At 72.7% G+C, this 17,963-nt stretch carries 17 protein-coding genes; 8 read left to right on the top strand and 9 right to left on the bottom strand.

Translation table 11 applies throughout. From position 1 onward, the window contains the following. Window positions 1–348: 348 nt before the first annotated feature. The 3 genes from E1212_RS23185 to E1212_RS23175 are packed head-to-tail and all read right to left on the bottom strand — an operon-like array spanning window position 349 to window position 3,707. Window positions 349–1,113: an SDR family oxidoreductase gene (locus E1212_RS23185; protein ID WP_131986872.1), complete on the bottom strand. Its 765-nt coding sequence runs from the start codon at window positions 1,111–1,113 to the stop codon at window positions 349–351. Between the two features lie 20 nt (window positions 1,114–1,133). Beyond that, on the bottom strand, window positions 1,134–2,921 hold the full coding sequence (locus tag E1212_RS23180; protein ID WP_131986870.1) for a glycoside hydrolase family 15 protein: 1,788 nt from the start codon (window positions 2,919–2,921) through the stop codon (window positions 1,134–1,136). 9 nt (window positions 2,922–2,930) lie between these two features. Then, complete coding sequence (locus E1212_RS23175) at window positions 2,931–3,707, bottom strand: SURF1 family cytochrome oxidase biogenesis protein (protein WP_162605599.1); 777 nt, start codon at window positions 3,705–3,707, stop codon at window positions 2,931–2,933. Between the two features lie 68 nt (window positions 3,708–3,775). On the opposite strand from E1212_RS23175, the gene moaA reads away from it, so the two are divergent. Further along, window positions 3,776–4,765, top strand: a complete 990-nt coding sequence (gene moaA / locus E1212_RS23170) for a GTP 3',8-cyclase MoaA (RefSeq protein ID WP_131986866.1) — start codon at window positions 3,776–3,778, stop codon at window positions 4,763–4,765. Window positions 4,766–4,946: 181 nt separating this feature from the next. Here moaA and E1212_RS31205 read toward each other — a convergent pair whose 3' ends face one another. Beyond that, window positions 4,947–5,237: a DUF3099 domain-containing protein gene (locus E1212_RS31205; protein ID WP_131986864.1), complete on the bottom strand. Its 291-nt coding sequence runs from the start codon at window positions 5,235–5,237 to the stop codon at window positions 4,947–4,949. Window positions 5,238–5,362: 125 nt separating this feature from the next. Between E1212_RS31205 and E1212_RS23160 the strand changes: the two genes are divergently transcribed. From E1212_RS23160 to E1212_RS23145, 4 genes are all read left to right on the top strand, one after another. Continuing rightward, window positions 5,363–5,572, top strand: a complete 210-nt coding sequence (locus E1212_RS23160; protein ID WP_119659669.1) for a dodecin — start codon at window positions 5,363–5,365, stop codon at window positions 5,570–5,572. Between the two features lie 77 nt (window positions 5,573–5,649). Then, entirely contained in the window at window positions 5,650–6,354 is a 705-nt protein-coding gene (fabG, locus tag E1212_RS23155; protein ID WP_131986862.1) for a beta-ketoacyl-ACP reductase, read from the top strand. Further along, window positions 6,351–7,118 (top strand): enoyl-ACP reductase FabI, encoded by a 768-nt coding sequence (gene fabI, locus E1212_RS23150; RefSeq protein ID WP_131986860.1) that lies wholly within the window; start codon window positions 6,351–6,353, stop codon window positions 7,116–7,118. Before fabG ends, fabI begins: the two co-directional genes overlap by 4 nt. After that, window positions 7,115–8,401: an alpha/beta fold hydrolase gene (locus E1212_RS23145; protein ID WP_203417127.1), complete on the top strand. Its 1,287-nt coding sequence runs from the start codon at window positions 7,115–7,117 to the stop codon at window positions 8,399–8,401. The genes fabI and E1212_RS23145 overlap by 4 nt, the downstream gene beginning before the upstream one ends. A 146-nt stretch (window positions 8,402–8,547) precedes the next feature. Here E1212_RS23145 and E1212_RS23140 read toward each other — a convergent pair whose 3' ends face one another. Next, entirely contained in the window at window positions 8,548–9,648 is a 1,101-nt protein-coding gene (locus E1212_RS23140; RefSeq protein WP_131986858.1) for a polyprenyl synthetase family protein, read from the bottom strand. Window positions 9,649–9,755: 107 nt separating this feature from the next. Between E1212_RS23140 and metF the strand changes: the two genes are divergently transcribed. Next, window positions 9,756–10,673 (top strand): methylenetetrahydrofolate reductase [NAD(P)H], encoded by a 918-nt coding sequence (gene metF / locus E1212_RS23135; RefSeq protein ID WP_131986856.1) that lies wholly within the window; start codon window positions 9,756–9,758, stop codon window positions 10,671–10,673. A gap of 5 nt (window positions 10,674–10,678) precedes the next feature. Here metF and E1212_RS23130 read toward each other — a convergent pair whose 3' ends face one another. Together E1212_RS23130 and E1212_RS23125 are read right to left on the bottom strand one after the other, a co-directional pair. Continuing rightward, window positions 10,679–11,977 (bottom strand): phytoene desaturase family protein, encoded by a 1,299-nt coding sequence (locus E1212_RS23130; protein ID WP_131986854.1) that lies wholly within the window; start codon window positions 11,975–11,977, stop codon window positions 10,679–10,681. Window positions 11,978–11,984: 7 nt separating this feature from the next. Beyond that, window positions 11,985–12,485, bottom strand: a complete 501-nt coding sequence (locus E1212_RS23125; protein WP_131986852.1) for a YbaK/EbsC family protein — start codon at window positions 12,483–12,485, stop codon at window positions 11,985–11,987. Window positions 12,486–12,593: 108 nt separating this feature from the next. Between E1212_RS23125 and E1212_RS23120 the strand changes: the two genes are divergently transcribed. Further along, window positions 12,594–13,100 (top strand): SAV_6107 family HEPN domain-containing protein, encoded by a 507-nt coding sequence (locus E1212_RS23120; RefSeq protein WP_203417126.1) that lies wholly within the window; start codon window positions 12,594–12,596, stop codon window positions 13,098–13,100. Between the two features lie 89 nt (window positions 13,101–13,189). Then, window positions 13,190–14,137 (top strand): proteasome assembly chaperone family protein, encoded by a 948-nt coding sequence (locus E1212_RS23115; protein ID WP_131986850.1) that lies wholly within the window; start codon window positions 13,190–13,192, stop codon window positions 14,135–14,137. Between the two features lie 585 nt (window positions 14,138–14,722). Here the strand turns inward: E1212_RS23115 and E1212_RS23110 are convergent. Both E1212_RS23110 and E1212_RS23105 read right to left on the bottom strand, forming a co-directional pair. Further along, window positions 14,723–15,439 (bottom strand): cupin domain-containing protein, encoded by a 717-nt coding sequence (locus E1212_RS23110; RefSeq protein WP_131986848.1) that lies wholly within the window; start codon window positions 15,437–15,439, stop codon window positions 14,723–14,725. A 138-nt stretch (window positions 15,440–15,577) separates the two neighbouring features. Continuing rightward, the gene (locus E1212_RS23105; RefSeq protein WP_131986846.1) at window positions 15,578–17,710 is read right to left on the bottom strand and encodes a PhoX family protein; all 2,133 of its coding nucleotides are present in this window, start codon (window positions 17,708–17,710) and stop codon (window positions 15,578–15,580) included. Between the last annotated feature and the right edge of the window lie 253 nt (window positions 17,711–17,963).

Genomic DNA, 17,963 nt, shown 5'->3' with positions numbered 1-17,963 from the left:
TCTATCAAGTCACTCCCGGCCGGGCTCTCACCCGTGATCACCATGGACACGTCATTACCGAAGCCACACACAGCGGGCAGATCACGTTGGAGTCACCCGGCGACCACGCCAGGCCCCGCCCCGTCGAACAGCGCCCGGTAGCAGAACCCTGACAGAGAGATCACGTTCACCACCGGAATCCCTGCCTCACGAGGCCTGCGGAGCTCGTGAAGCACGAGAAGTCCTCGTGATGCGCGGCGCCCGCACGTCACGAGGATTCCCTGCGCTTCACCAGGCCTGGGAGCCTGGTGTGGCAGGGGATCGGGTGGTGAACGTGATCATTCCGAGGCGGGAGGCGGGCGGGGTTGGTCACAGGGAGCGGATCGCGCCGCCGTCGACGGCGATGACGGAGCCGGTGACGTACGAGGCGGCGGGGGAGAGGACGAAGGCCGCCACGCGGCCGAACTCCTCGGGTCGGCCGTAGCGGCGCAGCGGGATGGTCTTCGAGGCGGCCGCCTTGACCTCCTCGGGGTCGCGGCCCGACGCCGCCGCGAGCTCGCGCAGCCGGTCGGTCTCGACGCCGCCCGGGAGCAGCCCGACCGCGCGGACGCCGTCGGGACCCAGCTCGTCGGCCAGCTGCTTGACGACCATCGCCAGGCCGGGGCGCAGCCCGTTCGACGCCGCCAGGCCCGCGATGGGCGACTTCACGGAGCTGGACAGCACGAACGCCAGCGCCCCGCCGCCGGTGAGCCGCGAGGCCACCACCCGGGCCAGCCGCACCGCGCCGAGGAAGACGCTCTCGAAGGCGGCCCGCCACTGGTCGTCGTCGATGTCGACCACGCGGCCCGCTGGCGGCCCGCCGACGCTGACCAGGGCGCCGTCGAGCCGGCCGAACCGCTCCAGCGCGACGTCGGCCAGCCGCTCCGGCGTCGACGGGTCGGCGTTGTCGGCGGCCACCCCGGCGACCACGCCGGCACCGCCCAGGTCGGAGACGGCCGCGTCGACCGACTCCTGCGAGCGCGACGCCAGCACGAGCCGGGCGCCGTCGGCCACCAGCGCCTCGGCGCTCGCCCGGCCGAGCCCGCGGGTGCCGCCGGTGACGATGTAGACGCGATCCTGCAGCCCGAGATCCATGGTCGTCGATCCTAGGGGTGTCAGGCGTGGCCGGTGGCGGGCCGTCCCATCTCGGACAGCAGGTAGGCGGCCGTCACCAGCGGGATGTGGCTGAGCGCCTGCGGGAAGTTGCCGACCATGCGCCCGATGCGCGGGTCGAACTCCTCGGCCAGCAGCCCGAGGTCGTTGCGCAGGCTCAGCAGGTGCTCGAACAGGTCGCGCGCACGCTCCGTGCGGCCGGTCAGGTGCAGCGCCTCGACCAGCCAGAACGAGCAGGCGAGGAACGCGCCCTCGTCGCCGGGCAGGCCGTCGACGTCGTGCTCGGTGCGGTAGCGCAACACCAGCCCGGAGTCGGTGGACAGCTCCTTGGCGACGGCGTCGACGGTGCCGACGACCCGGGGGTCGTCGGGCGGCAGGAAGCCCACGATGGGGATCTGCAGCAGCGCGGCGTCGAGCGCCGGGTGGCCGTAGGACTGCGTGAAGGTGTTGCGCTGAGCGTCGTAGGCGTTCGTGACGACGTCGTTCATGATCGTCGCCCGCAGCGCCCTCCACCGGTCCGGCTGCCCGGCGGCGCCGTCGCCCTCCAATGCGGCGACGGCGCGGTCGGCGGCCACCCATGCCAAGACCTTCGAGTGGGTGAAGTGCCGGCGCGGCCCGCGGATCTCCCAGATGCCCTCGTCGGGCTGGGTCCAGGCGCTCTCGAGGTGCTGCAGCAGCTTCTCCTGCAGCGCCCAGACGTGCCGCTCCAGCGTCAGCCCGTGCTGGTGCGCCCGGGCCAGCGTGTCGATGACCTCGCCGTAGACGTCGATCTGCAGCTGTTCCGCCGCGGCGTTGCCCACGCGCACCGGGCTGGAGCCCTCGTAGCCGGGCAGCCAGTCGATCTCGTACTCCTGCAGCCGCCGCTCGCCACCGATGCCGTACATGATCTGCAGGTCGCCGGGATCGCCGCCGATGGCGCGGATCAGCCAGTCGCGCCAGGCCCGCGCCTCGTCGACGTAGCCGCTGCGGATCAGCGCGTCCAGCGTGAACGCGGAGTCGCGCAGCCAGCAGTACCGGTAGTCCCAGTTGCGCACGCCGCCGATGCCCTCGGGCAGCGACGTGGTGGGGGCGGCGACGATGCCGCCGGTCGGCTGGTACGTCAGCGCCTTGAGGGTCAGCAGCGAGCGCATGACGGCCTCGCGGTACGGCCCGTCGTAGCTGCACCGGGCCGCCCAGTCGGTCCAGAACTTCTCCGTGGCGTCCAGCGCCTGCGCCGCGTCGACGGGTGTCTGGGGCGGGTCGTGCGACGGCCCCCACGAGAGCACGAAGCTGACCGTCTCGCCCTCGCCGACCGTGAAGTCCGAGTGCGTCGTCAGCGCCCGCCCGTACGTCGGCACCTCGCAGTGCAAGGCGACGGAGTCGGGCCCGGCCACGCCGACGATCAGGCCGTTCTCGCGGTGCACCCAGGGCACCGAGCGCCCGTAGTCGAAGCGCAGCCGCAGCTCGCTGTGCACGGGCACCCGGCCGGACAGCCCTTCGACGATGCGGACGACGTCGTGCTGGCCGGTGCTCTGCGGCATGAAGTCGATGACCTTCACGCTGCCGTCCGGGGTGTCCCAGACGTGCTCGAGGATCAGCGTGTCGCCGCGGTACCAGCGGCGGTCGGCCGGGCCGGCGCCGATGGGCGCGATGCGCCAGAACCCGTGCTTGGACGTGCCGAGCAGCGCGGCGAAGCAGGCCGCGGAGTCGAATCGGGGCAGGCAGAGCCAGTCGATGGTGCCGTCACGGTCGACGAGCGCAGCGGTGTGCAGGTCGCCGATGATGCCGTGGTCCTCGATCAGACCCGTCATGGCTCATTACTACCCGACGGGTCCCGCCCGCGCCGGGGTCTGCGCGCCGGAGTCGTCGTGTGTCTCGTCACGTCCCTTCGCCTCGGCGCGGATGAGCAGGACGAACCCGCCCACGCCGACGACGGCGAACAGGAACCACTGGATGGCGTAGGACAGGTGCGGCCCGGACTCCGTCGCGGGCGGGTCGATGAGCTGCAGCGCGGTGGCCGGCTCCGGTTCCTGCGTGATCAGCTCGGCCCAGGCGCCGTAGAGCGGGTAGGGGAGCCCGGCGCCGATCGCCTCGACGTCGACGAACCGCACCGACCCCGACGACGGGTCGACGTCGTGGCCGGTCTCGCTGTGCCGGACCCGCGCGGTGACGGTGACCTCGCCGTCCGGCGGCGCGGGCAGGTCGATCCGGTCGTCGTCGCGGCCGTCGGCGGCCACGAACCCGCGGTCGACGAGCAGGGCGACGCCGTCGTCGGTGACGAGCGGCGTCAGCGCGTGCACGCCGCGGGTGCCGTCGACCGGGCGCAGCCGCAGCGCGAGCTCGTTCCCGGTGTCCCACCGGCCGGTGACCTGGACGGTGCTCCACTCGTCGCCGTCGGCCAGCGGCCGGCCCGGCGCGACCAGCTGCGCGGCCGGCACGGGATCGCCGTCGACGTTGGCCTCGATGACGGCGTTGCGCTCCTGCCGCTGCTCGTTGCGGTCGAGCTGCCACAGTCCGAGCCGGACGCAGAGCAGCACGAGCAGCACTCCGGCGACCGTGCGCACCAGCCAGCGCCTCGACGCCAGGAACCTGTACACGTCCTCGACGGTACGCCGGGTGGCGGACGGCGGCGGCATCGGGGCGCGCCGGGGCTTAGGCTGGAGCGGTGCTGGTAGACCGATATGGACGCGTGGCCACCGACCTGCGGGTGTCGCTGACCGATCGGTGCAACCTGCGCTGCACCTACTGCATGCCCGAAGAGGGCCTGGCCTGGCTGCCTCGCCAGGACGTCCTCACCGACGACGAGGTCGTGCGGCTGGTCCGCATCGGCGTCGAGCGGCTGGGCGTGCGCGAGGTCCGGTTCACCGGCGGCGAGCCACTGCTGCGCCGCGGGCTGGTCGACATCGTCGCCGCCTGCGCCCGGCTCGAGCCGCGGCCGGAGCTGTCGCTCACCACGAACGCCGTCGGGCTGGCCCGGGTGGCCGGCGCGCTGGCCGAGGCCGGCCTCGACCGCGTCAACGGCTCGCTCGACACCCTGCGCGCCGACCGGTTCGAGGCGCTGACCCACCGCCGCCGGCTCGACGACGTCCTGGCCGGCCTGGTTGCGGCGAGCGCAGCCGGGCTCGACCCGGTCAAGATCAACGCCGTCCTCATGCGGGGCGTCAACGACGACGAGGCGCCCGAGCTGCTCGCCTGGGCGCTCGAGCACGGGTACGAGCTGCGCTTCATCGAGCAGATGCCGCTCGACGCACAGCACGGCTGGGACCGCGCCACCATGGTGACGGCCGAAGAGATCCTGGCGTCGCTACGCAGCGTGTTCGACCTCACGCCGATCGGCGACGTCGAACGGGGCAGTGCACCCGCGGAGACCTGGCTCGTGGGTGGCGGCCCGGCCCGGGTCGGCGTCATCGCGTCGGTCACCCGGCCGTTCTGCGGCGCCTGCGACCGCACCCGCATCACGGCCGAGGGACAGGTGCGCAACTGCCTCTTCGCGCGCGACGAATCGGACCTGCGCGGGGCCATGCGAAGTGGTGCCGACGATGCCGAGCTGGCGCGTCGCTGGGAGGTCGCCATGGCGGGCAAGGCGGCCGGTCACGGCATCGATGACCCGGGGTTTCTGCAGCCGTCGCGGCCGATGTCTGCAATCGGCGGGTGAAAACCGCAAAATCAGCGGTTGACCAGGTGAGATTCGACACATTTGGTCGCAGATTAGGACGACGCCGGGCAGCCACGGGGGAAGCCGCCCGACGTCGCCGGTACGCAACGCACCGACGGGGGAATACGGAACGTGCGCCTGGGGAGTATTGCACGTTCCACAACCACTTCGGAAGGCCCTGTCAATGTTCGATTCGATCTTTGGGCGGAGCCGCGGGAGGAAGCGCCGGCCGCGTCGGCGGAACCACTGGTGAGAGCGCGCTGCGGGCCGGCTGGCGGGCGGCATTGGCGATGACGACGGCGACGTAGGGCAGCACCACCGCACCCAGGATGAACACCCAGCGAAGCCAACCCTGAGTGACGACGGCGAGCGGGAGACAGGCGACTCGGATACCCATCATGATCAGATATCGGCGTTGCCGGCTGGCGAGATCGTCACTACGTGGCGCCGCCGCAGTAGTGACCGACGGCACAGGATCACTCCGGCGTTGACCGTGGTGTCGACCCGTCCCATTCACTCTTCCACGGTAGGCCAGAATCGTGCGATCAATGCAGCCGGGCCGCCATCGTCCGGCGTCGTGTGGAAGAGGAGAGGCTCATGAACCGCACCTACCGGGTGACCGAGATCGTCGGCACGTCCACCGAGGGGATCGACGAAGCAGTCCGCAACGGCATCGGCCGAGCCGCCCAGACCCTGCGCCACCTCGACTGGTTCGAGGTCACCGAGGTCCGCGGCCAGATCGTCGACGGCGAGGTGCAGCACTTCCAGGTCGGCATGAAGGTCGGCTTCCGCCTCGAGGACGCCTGACGCCGCCGGACGGGGGACCGTCCGGTATCCGGTAGGTTCGGCGCGGACGTTGCCACGCAGAGTGAGGAGTACGAGACGTGGGTCGGTCGGTACTGGTGACCGGTGGGAACCGCGGCATCGGGTTGGCCATCGCGCGCTCGTTCGCGCAGGCCGGTGACGACGTCACCATCACCCACCGCAGCGGTGAGCCGCCCGAGGGACTGGCGGGGGTGCGCTGCGACGTCACCGACGCCGAGTCGGTCGACGCGGCGTTCACCGAGGTCGAGGCCGCGCAAGGGCCGGTCGAGGTGCTGGTGGCCAACGCCGGCATCACCCGCGACACCCTGCTGCTGCGCATGAGCGAGTCCGACTTCACCGACGTGCTCGACACCAACCTGACCGGCGCGTTCCGCGTCGCCAAGCGGGCCGCCAGGGGCATGCTGCGCGCGCGCAAGGGCCGGGTCGTGTTCATCTCCAGCGTGGTGGGCCTGCTCGGCTCGCCGGGGCAGACGAACTACGCCGCGAGCAAGGCCGGCCTGGTCGGCCTGGCCCGGTCCATGGCCCGCGAGCTGGGCAGCCGCAACATCACCGCCAACGTCGTCGCGCCCGGGTTCGTCGAGTCGGACATGACGGCCGAGCTCACCGACGACCGGCGTAAGGAGATCCTGTCGGGCATCCCGCTCGGGCGGTACGCCGCCGCGGACGAGGTGGCGCGCGTGGTGCGCTGGGTGGCCAGCGACGACGCGGCCTACGTGACGGGCGCGGTCATTCCGGTGGACGGCGGATTGGGGATGGGTCACTGATGGGCATTCTCGAGGGCAAGCGGATCCTGGTCACCGGGGTCCTGACGGAGGCGTCGTTCGCCTTCCACGTGGCTCGGCTGGCGCAGCAGGAGGGCGCCACCGTCGTGCTGACCGGCTTCGGCCGCATGAGTCTGGTCGAGCGGATCGCCAAGCGGCTGCCGTCGCCCGCGCCGGTCGTGGAGCTGGACGTGACGAACACCGAGCAGCTCGACTCGCTGGCCGCCCGGGTCGGCGAGCACGTCGACGGGCTCGACGGCGTGGTGCACTCGGTCGGGTTCGCCCCGCAGACGGCGCTCGGGGGCTCGTTCCTCGAGACGCCGTTCGAGGACGTCGCGACCGCGGTCCACGCGTCGACGTACTCGCTGAAGTCGCTCACCATGGCCGCGCTGCCGCTCATGCCCGACGGCGGCTCCGTCGTCGGCATGGACTTCGACGCCCAGGTGGCCTGGCCCGGCTACGACTGGATGGGCGTGGCGAAGGCGGGCCTCGAGGCGACGTCGCGCTACCTCGCCAAGTACCTGGGTCCGCAGAACGTGCGGGTCAATCTCATCTCGGCCGGCCCGGTGAAGACGATGGCCGCGCGGTCGATCCCCGGCTTCTCCGACTTCGAGGGCGTGTGGAACGACCGCGCGCCGCTCGGCTGGGATCTTTCCGACCCCGAGCCCGGCGCCCGTGGCGTCGTGGCGCTGCTGTCGGACTGGTTCCCGAAGACCACCGGTGAGGTCATCCACGTCGACGGCGGTGTGCACGCGGTGGGCGCGTGATCCCGGCCGGGCGCGACGGTTCGGTCCGCCTGGGTGGGCTGGTCCTGCGCGACCACTGGTTCGACGCGCCGCTCTCGCATGCCGACCCGTCGGGTGAGTCGATCCGGCTGTACGCGCGGGAGGTCGTCTCCGCGGCCGAGCCGGACCGCGACCTGCCGTGGCTGCTGTTCCTGCAGGGCGGGCCGGGCGGCAAGGCGACCCGGCCGGCGGGCGCGTCGGGCTGGGTGGGCCGTGCGGTCAAGGACTTCCGGGTGCTGCTGCTCGACCAGCGCGGCACCGGCCGGTCCACTCCGGCCACGGCGGCGACGCTGGCTCGTCGCGGCTCCGCCGCCGCGCAGGCGGACTACCTGGCGCACTTCCGGGCCGACGCGATCGTGGCCGACTCGGAGCTGATCCGCCGCCGGCTGGTGGGCGACGACGGCCGGTGGCACGTGCTGGGACAGTCCTACGGCGGGTTCTGCTCGCTCACCTACCTGTCGTTCGCGCCCGAGGGGCTCGCGTCGGTCATGCTGACCGGCGGGCTGGCCCCGGTCGCCGTCGGCGCCGACGAGGTGTACGCCGCCACCTACCGCACCGTCGAGCAGAAGAACGAGCGGTTCCACGCCGCGTTCCCGGCCGCCCGGGCGCAGCTTGCCGCCGTCGCCGATCATGTGCGGGCGCACGACGTGCGGCTGCCCGACGGGTCGCGGCTGACGGTGCCGCGGCTGCAGGCGCTGGGGCACGGCCTGGGCGCCAATTCGGCCATTCCCGGGCTGGCCTACCTGCTGGAAGAGGCGTTCGCCGCCGACGGCGTGCTGTCCGACACCTTCCTCGCCGGGGCGTGGGAGACGCTGTCGTTCGCGAGCGGGCCGCTGTACGCCGTCCTGCACGAGGCCTGCTACGCGCACGAGACCGCGACGCGGTGGTCGGCCGCTCGAGTGGGCGGCCGGCTGCCCCAGTTCGGGCCGGACGCCGACCCGCTGCTGCTCACCGGTGAGATGATCTACCCCTGGATGTTCGAGCACGACCCGGCGCTGGTGCCGCTGCGCGAGACGGCGGAGCTGCTCGCCTCGCGCGAGTGGGGGCCGCTGTACGACCTGGACCGGCTGGCCGCCAATGAGGTTCCGGTCGCGGCCGCCCTCTACACCGAGGACATGTACGTCGACGCCGGCCTGTCGCGCGACACGGTGACGCGGGTGCGCGGGCTGCGTGCCTGGGAGACCAACGCCCACGAGCACGACGGCCTGCGCGAGACCGAGGACGTCGTCGACCGGCTGATCCGCATGAACGGAGGTGAGCTGTGACGGCGGCACCCCGCTTCGCCGTCGCGGCGCGCGGCTACCACCGCGAGGTCGAGGCCTTGGTGCGCGGCCGGGCGGCCCACCTACGGGCGGGTACTGACAGGACTCGCTGAACGCCGTCCGTCCGGCCGCGTCGCGGCCCGAGGAACTCAGGTGGTGCGCTCGGTGGTCAGCTCGATGAGGTGCGTCAGCGCCTTGCGGCCGTCGTCGGTGACGTCGGCGCCGTCGAGGGTGGCGCGGGCGCCGGCCACGAGCTCGGTGACCAGGGTCTCGACCCGGGTCAGCGCACCGGTCTCGACCAGGACCTCGCGCAACGCCGTCACACCGTCGAGGTCCAGGGCCGGGTCGCCGAGCAGCGACCCGACCAGAGCGGCCTGCGACGCCGTCGCCCGCTCGAGGGCGTAGGCGATGAGCAGCGTCCGCTTGCCCTCGCGCAGGTCGTCACCGGTGGGCTTGCCGGTCTGGGCGGGGTCGCCGAAGACGCCGAGCTCGTCGTCACGGAGCTGGAACGCCTCGCCGAGCGTCGACCCGAACCGCCGGTAGTCGTCGAGCAGCGGCTCGGGCGCACCGGCCAGCAGGCCGCCGATGACGAGCGGATGCTCGACGGAGTAGCGGGCGGACTTGTAACGGATCACCGTCCGCGCCCGCTCGGCCTGACCGGACGGCGCGCCCGCGCCGCTGACCTGCTCGAGCATGTCGAGGTACTGTCCGCCGCCGACCTCGGTGCGCATGCGGTCGAACACCGTCCGCGCCGACCGCAGCCTGACGCCGTCGACGGCGGCGAGGTCGAACAGCTCCGCGCTCCAGGCCAGCAGCATGTCGCCGAGCAGGATCGCCGCCGCCGCGCCGAACGCGTCGGGGTCGCCCTGCCAGCCGGAGTCGCGGTGCAGCGTCGCGAACCGCCGGTGCACCGACGGCAGCCCGCGCCGGGTGTCCGAGCCGTCGATGATGTCATCGTGCACCAGCGCGGACGCCTGGAACAGCTCCAGCGCCGCCCCGACGGTGACCAGTGCCTCGTCCGCGGGGTCGCCGCCGGCGGCCCGCCAGCCCCAGTAGCAGAACGTCGGGCGCAGCCGCTTGCCGCCGGACAGGAACGCGGCCGCGGCGTCGATCAGCGGCAGCGTCTGCGGGCTGGCCTCGGCGAGCAGGTCGCGCTGGCCGTCGAGGAACGTGTCGAGGGCGCGCTGGATGAGCGGCCGCAGGAGGCCGACCGGGTCGTCGGGGCCCGCCAGGGGCTCGGGTTGTGCCACGTCCGTAAGGCTAGGGGGTGACGACGGTGTCCGCTCCGGTCAGGGCGGCCGTCCGGTCCCTGAGACAAGGTGTCCGGGGGTTGGACAAAGATCGGTAGGGTGGGTGAATGGCTCTGGGTCTTCCGTCGACGATGCCCGGTGGTGCACGCACCATCCGGGAGCTGCTGGCGTCGGGCGGAAGGTCGTTCTCGTTCGAGTTCTTCGCGCCCAAGAACGAGCGGGCCGAGACGGTGTTCTGGCAGACCATGCGCGACCTCGAACGGCTGCAGCCGACGTTCGTCTCGGTCACCTACGGCGCCGGCGGCACCACGCGCGACAGCACGGTGCGCGTCACCGAGGGGATCGCCCGCGACACCACGCTCACCGTCGTCGGGCACCTCGCCGCCGTCGACCACTCGGTCGCCGAGCTGCGCAACGTCATCGGCCAGTACGCCGATGCCGGGGTGCGCAACTTCCTCGCCGTGCGCGGCGACCCGCCCGGCGACCCGCGCGGCGAGTGGGTGAAGCACCCCGAGGGCTACGAGTACTCCGAAGAGCTGGTCCGCCTGCTCCGCTCGACCGGCGACTTCTGCGTCGGCGTCGCGGCCTTCCCCGAGAAGCATCCGCGCTCGCCCGACGTCGAGACCGACGCCCGGTTCCTGGTCCGCAAGTTCCGGGCCGGCGCCGACTATGCGATCACGCAGATGTTCTTCGACGCCGACGACTACCTGCGGCTGCGCGACCGCGTCGCGGCCGCCGGGGGAGAGGCGCCGATCATCCCGGGCGTCATGCCGGTCACGAACGTGCGGCAGATCGAGCGGTTCGCCGTGCTGTCAGGCATGGACTTCCCGCGGCCGCTGGCCGAGCGGCTGCTCGCCGTCGAGGACGACCCCGAGGCCGTGCGGGCCATCGGTGTCGAGGTGGCGACTGACCTGTGCGAGCGGCTGCTCGCCGAGGGCGCGCCCGGCCTGCACTTCATCACGCTCAACCGGTCGACGGCGACGCGCGAGATCTACCAGAACCTCGGGGTCGCGGCGCTGTCCTGAGCGCCTCAGGCCCGGCCGATGTGGTCGGTGACGATGGCGGCCGACACCGCGACCAGCGGGATGCCCGGGCCGGGGTGCGCTCCGGAGCCGGCCAGGTAGAGCCCGCGCACCCGGGTGACGTTGCCCGGACGGCGGAAGATCGCGGTGACGCGGCCGGCCGCGACGCCGTGCACCAGCCCGCCGGGAGCGCCGAGGTCGCGCTCGAGGTCGGCCGGGGTGCGGACGTCGTGCGGCTGTTCGCCGGTGACCCGGGCGAGGAACCCGTCCGTGACGCCGGGGACGGTCCAGTCGACAGCGCCCTGCGCCTCGCAGGTGACGTGCCGGAACCGGCCTTCAGGGGTCTGGTACGCGGTGACGACCGGGCCGCGGTCGCCAAGGATCACGACGGTGGGCGTCGCCGACGGCTGGGCGATCGCCTGGGTGGCGACGGTGAGCAGCGACCGGCTGGTGCGGACGGCGTCGCCGTCGTCGCGCGAGCCGCGCCTGAGACGGCCGAGCAGGCGCGGCGGGTCGCCGGCGAGCTCCGGCGGCAGCAGGCGCGGCTGCGCCGTCCAGACCACGATGTCGGCGGCGACGGCGGCGCCGCCGGCCGGCTGCACCCCGGTGACCCGGCCGCCGTCGACGACCGGGCCGGCGACCGGCGTCTCGTACCGGAACGTCGCGCCGCGTTCGGCCGTCCGGGCCGCCAGCACGGCGGCGAGTGAGCCGACGCCGTCGGCGACCGCCCAGACCCCGAACGTCTGCTCGAGGTAGGGCAGGACGGTGAGTGCGGCCGGCGCCGTCGCCGCGTCGGCGCCGTAGCGGGTGGCGTACGACTCGAGGAGGGGCCGCAACCGGGGTTCGGGCAGCGAGGCGGCGACGTCGCGCAGCGTGCCGGCCGACGGCGCGGGCCGGCCGCCGGCCTGCCCGAGGACGAGGGCTCGCAGGTCGCGCCAGGACCGGTCGCCGTGGGCGACGACGGCGTCCCACTGCGCGCCCGCGCCCCGGCCGAGCGCCTCGTCGAACGCCCGCCGAGCGCCGGACGGGCTGGCGTTGGGGACGGTGATCTCGGTGCCGTCGGCGAGCACCCAGCGGACCGCGGGGTCGACCGGGACGACGTCGAGCTCCTTCTCCAGCGGCCGGCCGGTCTTGCGGAACAGGTCGCGCAGCACGGCCGGCAGCGTGAACGGCTGCGGCCCGTGGGCGAGCTGGCCGCCGGGCCGCCCGGCGGCTTCGAGCACCGTCACGTCGTGGCCGAAGTCGGCCAGCGCGAGCGCGGAACAGAGCCCGGCCAGGCCGGCACCGACGACGACGACGCGCGCCATGGCGCCGTCAGGCCGTGACGTCGACGGGGGTGCCGCCGGTGACGCGGACCAGCTCGTCGAACGTGGTGGGGAAGACGGTGTGCGGATGGCCGGCCGCGGCCCAGACCTGGTCGTACTTGGCCAGCCAGACGTCGACGAGCGTGCGGACCGGCTCCGGGTGTCCGACCGGGGCGACGCCGCCGATGGGCTGCCCGGTGTGGGTGCGGACGAACGTGGGGTCGGCCCGGCCGACAGTGTCGGCGCCGGCCGCGCGGGCGAGCACCGCGACGTCGGCCCGGTGGGCGCCGCTGGTGAGGACGAGCAGGGGAGCGCCGTCGCAGTCGAAGATCAGCGAGTTGGCGATGGCGCCGACCTCGCAGCCGAGCTGCTCGGCCGCCGCCGCGGCGGTGGGCGCGGAGTCGGAGAGGGCGACGATCTCGGGGTTCGCGCCGGCCTCGGCGAGGGCGGCGCGGACGCGCTGGACGTTCGGGTGGCCGAGGACCTTGTCATGGCTGTCGGGGCTGGTCACAGGGGTCGACCTTACCGCCTCCCCTTCAGGTTCGACACGTTGTCGGTGGTGGGGTGTACATTGCTGAGTGAGGTCGAACAGTCGTTCGAACACGAAGCGGAGGCGGCAATGACTGTCGAGATGCAGCACTACAGCAGGGTGGCGACCGGCATGCCCCGGCGGTCGCGTCCGCCCATGGGGCACGCGGCGCTCGACCTCATCGAGCACGCGCGTCTCTGCCTCGCCGAGGCGGCGTCCGCCGGGCACGCGGGCGACCGGTTCGCCGCCGCCCACCTGGCGGCGCTGCGGGCCGCGGCGGCCGTGCTGGCGGCGAAGGCCCGTCCGGCCGATTCGGGCCGGGGCAGGGGGCGGCGTGGTCACGGCCCGCGCAACGTGTGGGAGCTGCTGCCCGGCGTCGCGCCCGAGCTGGCCGAGTGGGCCGCGTTCTTCGGGGGCAACGCCGGCAAGCGGGCCGCCGCACAGGCCGGGCTGCCCGGCGCGGTCACCCCGCGCGAGGCCGACGACCTCCTGCGCGAGGCCGACGCGTTCCTCGGCCTGGTGTGCGTGCAGCTCGGGCTGCCGTACCAGGAGCCGCTCGACGGCCCGGTGGTGGCGCTGACCCCCGGCGCGGCCTGATCCTCGCGGCGCCGCGACGCCCGGGAAGGCTTCGAGGGGTTGCGGCGTTATGACGGATGTCTTGTCTGTCCGATGTCGGGAGTTCCGCCATGTCGAGCCGCAGTGATCTGTACGAGCTCGTGGACGAGCCGGCCGAGCTCGATTCGCCGGTGCTCGTCTACTGGTTCGACGGTTTCGTCGACGCAGGGCGCGCCGGCGGGGGGCTCGTCGACCACCTGCTCGCCACCCTCGACACCGAGGTCGTGGCCAGGTTCGACGTCGACTCCCTCATCGACTACCGGTCCCGACGCCCCGAGATGCGCTTCGCCGACGGCTCGTTCCAGCACTACGACGCCCCTGAGCTCACGCTCCGCCTGGTCCGCGACGACGTCGGCTCGCCGTTCCTGCTGCTGTCCGGCCCCGAGCCCGACGTGCGCTGGGAGGCGTTCATCTCCGCCGTCACCGACCTCATCGAACGGCTCGGCGTGCGGCTGTCCATCGGGGTGCACGGCATCCCGAACCCGGTGCCGCACACCCGCCCGCTGAGCGTGCTCACCCACGCCAACCGCCCCGGCCTCCTCGACGACTCCGCCCTCGTCGACGTCGAGCTGCGGGTCCCCGGCAACATGGCCTCGCTGCTCGAGTACCGTCTCGGCCAGACCGGCCACGACGCCATCGGCCTGGTGGCGCGCGTCCCGCACTACCTCGCCGAGTCCGAGTACCCGCAGTCGTCCCTGACGCTGCTCCGCGCGCTGAGCGCCACGACAGGGCTCCTGCTGCCGTCGGGCGAGCTGGCCGAGGCGGCGCGACGCACCGACGAGCTCGTGCGCGAGCAGGTCGAGGGCAACGACCAGGTCGCCAAGGTCGTCCACGCCTTGGAGAACCAGTACGACGCCTTCGCCGGCGGCGACACTCGCGGGAGCCTGATCGCCGAGCAGCGCGCCGTGCCCAGCGCCGACGAGATCGGCGCCGAGCTGGAGCAGTTCCTCGCCGACCTCGACGACTCCGGCCATGACGGGTCGGACGAGGATGACGACGAGGACGCGGGCGACCGTTAGTTGTCGGGTGCGTGGGGTGGGCGGGGTTCCCCCGTCCCCCTGCTGCCCATTCTCTTAAGCCGCGCGGGTGCCCTCAAGTCCGCGCCCTCTGTGGTTGCTTGCCCGTGGGGTTGGGGGGCTTGGACTTGACCGCACCCGCGCGGCCTAAGAACGGGCAGTTATCAGGGGGACGGGGGGAGTCTGGCGACGGGTGCGGGGTCGGCGGGCCTTGGTGCGTCCGCGATGTGGGATTTGGCGCGTTTCGCGGGGCCGTCACGAGGTTTTCTGCCGCTTCACGAGGCATGCATGCCTGGTGATGTGGCAGAAGGCCTGGTGATGTAGCGGATCGCCGATGATCATCGCGGTGCAGAGTCCGGCGAACCGGGGTGAAACGGGCACGCGAAGCGGTGAGGCGTGCCCAGGTTCTCCCCGTCCCCCTGATAGCTGCCCGTTCTTAGGCCGCGGGTGCACGGGTCAAGCGGACCTCAAGGGCGCGCAGCGCCCACCGGTCCGCTTGAGGCGGGTGCACGCGGCTAAGAGAATGGGCAGCAGGGGGACGGGGAGCCAACCCCGAGCCTCCGGCCAACCCCGAACCCCCGGCCAACCTCAAAGGGCAGCGACGTCCCAGGTGCGAAGACGGCCGCACATGCCGTACCGGTAGGTCCGCTCCTGCCGCTCACCCACGTGCACCGACGCCGAGTGAAGGTGCGCCGCATCGCCGCGGCCCAGCGCCGTCAGCGCACGATCCGTCTCGTCGACTCCCGCCCGGACGGCCTGCTCCCACGTGGTCCGCCAGCCGGTGGCCTTCGCCGCCACCAGCGCACCGGCCCGTGAGTACAACCGCTCCAACGCCGCCGGGCCACCGGCGCGCAGCGACGCGTACCCTTCGAGCGCGAGGTCGCGCCGCCGCCGGGCCGCCGTGGCGACCGCGTCCTCGTCGCCGTCGGGGAGGGCGGCGGCCGCCGCATAGCGATCCGGCGAGGCCAGGACCTCGTCGGGGAAGGTGAAGACGGCGTCGCCGGCTTCGGGCAGCCCCGCGTTCTGCATGACGACGACGATCTCGAGGCCGCCGTCGTTGACCAGTCGGTGCACCGTGCCCGGCGTGAACCACAGCACGGCGCCGGCAGCCAGTGGGTGCTCCGCAACTCCGGCGGGGCTCAGGGTCTGCAGCCGGCCCTGTCCGCCGACGACGACGTAGCCCTCGCTCGACGCCGTGTGCAGGTGCGGGGAGCCGCCGGCCAGCCCGTCGGGCGTCGGCCAGTCGTAGACGGTGAGGTGGCTGACCGCCGTCCCGCCGGGGAATCCCGGCCGCCCAGCACGCATCCGCAAGCTCCCGCCGTCGTCATTGGAAAGCGTTATCCCAGCCTACTCGCGGCCGGCCGGACGCGAAAGGGCCCCGGTGCCTGGCTGGCACCGGGACCCCTCTGCCTGCGGATGGTTCCTGCGGATCAGCTCCGTACGTCAGTCGCCGATGAACGGACCGTTGCCGGGGCTCTTGCGCCAGATGGTGACCACCGACGGCCGCGGCTGGTCGCCGTACGGGAACGTCGAGATCGGGTTGTCCGGCGAGGCGCCGCTGCCCTCACCCGGGTGCTGCACCGCGATGGTGGCGGTGCGGCCGTCGGGCGTGATGAACGGGCCGCAGCACTCGGCGTTGCGGGGCACCGAGGCGAACCGGCGGACGTGGCCCTTGTCGGGACCCTCGACCGGCACGACGAACAGGCCGTCGGCGATGCCGCTGGCGCTGGGCATGCCGTCGGTGGAGATCCACAGCCGGCCGGCCGCGTCGAAGGCCACGTTGTCCGGGCAGGACAGGTGGCTGACCTGCGACTTGTCGAAGCCGCCGTAGTAGGTCGACGGGTCGGCCGGGTCGCCGGCGAGCATGATGACGTTCCAGGTGAAGGTGAGCGCCGCCGCGTCGTTGCCGGTCTCGTCGATGCCGACGACGTGGCCCCACTTGTTGGCGAACCGGGGGTTGGTCTCGTCGACGCCGCTGGCAGCGTTGCGCGAGGTGTTGTTCGTCAGCGCGATCACGATGGTGCCGGTGACGGGGTTGCGCTCGACGTCCTCGGGGCGATCCATCTTCGTGGCGCCGACGCGGTCGCCCGCGAGGCGCGTGAAGGTGAGGACCTCGGCGACCGTCATGCCCTGGACCTTGCTCTGGCCTGCGACCACGAGCGGGATCCACTGGCCGGTGCCGTCGAAGGCGCCGTCCGCGGGTACCTTGCCGGTGCCGTCGATCTCGGCGGCCGGGCTGTCGCCGGTGAACTTGGCGACGTAGAGGTCGCCCTCCTCGAGCAGGCGCAGGTTCGAGTCGCGGTCGCGCTTGCTGTCGCCCGGACGGAACTTGTTCTTCGAGATGAACTTGTAGACGTAGTCGAAGCGCTCGTCGTCGCCCATGTAGGCGACGGCGCGGCCGTCCTTGGCGAGCGAGATGGTGGCGCCCTCGTGCTTCATGCGGCCCAGCGCGGTGTGCTTGCGGGGCGTGGAGTCGGGGTCGAACGGGTCGACCTCGACGATCCAGCCGAAGCGGTTCGGCTCGTTCGGCTCCTGCGCGAGGTCGAAGCGCTTGTCCGTCTTCTCCCAGGCGCGCTCGGTGCCGGCAGTGGTGCGCAGCCCGTAGCGAGCGTTTCGGGCGGCGATCGTCGGGTCGGTGATGGCCGCCGACGAACCGAAGTACTGGTTGAAGTTCTCCTCGCCCGAGAGGATGGTGCCCCACGGGGTCGTGCCGCCGGCGCAGTTGTTCAGCATGCCGAGGACCTTCTTGCCGGTGCGGTCGGCGCTGGTCTTCAGCAGGTCGCTGCCGGCCGCCGGGCCCGTCACCAGGAACTCGGTCTTGGTGTGGATGCGTCGGTTGTAGCGGCGGCGGCCGCCGACCGGCAGCCACTCACCGGTGTCGCCGACCCGCTCGAGCTCGACGACCGAGCCGCCGTGCGCGGCCTGGACGACCTTCAGCTGGTCCACGGTGACGCCGCCGACGCCGGTCCAGCCGCGGAACATGAGCTCCTCGTTGGTGTACTCGTGGTTCACCCAGAGCAGGCCCTTGGTGAACTCGCGGTTCAGCGGGAGGATCGCCACGAAGTCGCAGTTGTAGCCGAACTGCTTCAGCTGCGCGGCCTCGGTCTGGTGGTCGAAGTCGAACTCCGGCGCGCCAGGCAGGACCGGGTCACCCCACGCCATCGTCACCGACCAGTCGTAGCCGTTCGGCACCACGATGGTGTCGAGCGTGTTGTCGCCGACGGAGCGGAAGCCGACGGGACGGCCGCGCTCGGGCACGTCCGGGAAGCTCGGCGTCGGCGGCTTCGGGCCCGACGCGGTGACGTCCGGACGTGACGACGAGGCGGCAGCGAGCGCGCTGCCACCGACGCCCGAGCCGACGACCAGGGCGGCGACGGCGCCGCTGCGCAGCAGGCCACGACGCGACATCGCCTTCTCGACCACGTCGCCGAAGTACTCGTTGTCGCTGGTGTTCGGCACCGGGTGGAAGCAGGCGTCGGCGCAGCGGTACTTGCACGTCATGGCGCTGCGGCCACCGTGCACACCGCCCAGGACGGGCAGCAGGCGGCGGCGCGGGCCACCTTCGGGTTCGGGCATGGGAGTCCCTTCGTCACTCTCCGGCACGTTCTCCACCAGAACCTAGGAACCGGGCTGCTCGGGAGCCACCACCTGAGAACGAACAGAAGGTAAAGGGCGCATGAGTTAGGCAAGCCTTCGCTAAGCCGCTGACCAGCATGTTTGCCGAGAGTGATCGGCCATGACTGGCGTCCTCGTAGCCGGCGGGCGCCGGCCACCGGCTGGAGCCCGCGCCGGGGCGGGACGGGGCCGGCGCCGCGGACGAGGGGCGCCG

This window comes from Jiangella ureilytica, from assembly GCF_004348545.1.
GTDB classification, from domain to species: Bacteria; Actinomycetota; Actinomycetes; order Jiangellales; family Jiangellaceae; genus Jiangella; species Jiangella ureilytica.
Note: the sequence above shows the minus strand (reverse complement) of the source record. Positions and strands in the feature narration are given on the sequence as shown.

Excerpts from the sequence above, each read along its gene's own strand:
- E1212_RS23105 (WP_131986846.1), bottom strand. The coding sequence starts at position 17,710 with ATGCCCGAACCCGAAGGTGGCCCGCGCCGCCGCCTGCTGCCCGTCCTG.
- E1212_RS23185 (WP_131986872.1), bottom strand. The coding sequence starts at position 1,113 with ATGGATCTCGGGCTGCAGGATCGCGTCTACATCGTCACCGGCGGCACC.
- E1212_RS23120 (WP_203417126.1), top strand. The coding sequence starts at position 12,594 with ATGACTGTCGAGATGCAGCACTACAGCAGGGTGGCGACCGGCATGCCC.
- E1212_RS23115 (WP_131986850.1), top strand. The coding sequence starts at position 13,190 with ATGTCGAGCCGCAGTGATCTGTACGAGCTCGTGGACGAGCCGGCCGAG.
- E1212_RS23160 (WP_119659669.1), top strand. The coding sequence starts at position 5,363 with ATGAACCGCACCTACCGGGTGACCGAGATCGTCGGCACGTCCACCGAG.
- metF (WP_131986856.1), top strand. The coding sequence starts at position 9,756 with ATGGCTCTGGGTCTTCCGTCGACGATGCCCGGTGGTGCACGCACCATC.
- E1212_RS23110 (WP_131986848.1), bottom strand. The coding sequence starts at position 15,439 with ATGCGTGCTGGGCGGCCGGGATTCCCCGGCGGGACGGCGGTCAGCCAC.
- E1212_RS23180 (WP_131986870.1), bottom strand. The coding sequence starts at position 2,921 with ATGACGGGTCTGATCGAGGACCACGGCATCATCGGCGACCTGCACACC.
- E1212_RS23130 (WP_131986854.1), bottom strand. The coding sequence starts at position 11,977 with ATGGCGCGCGTCGTCGTCGTCGGTGCCGGCCTGGCCGGGCTCTGTTCC.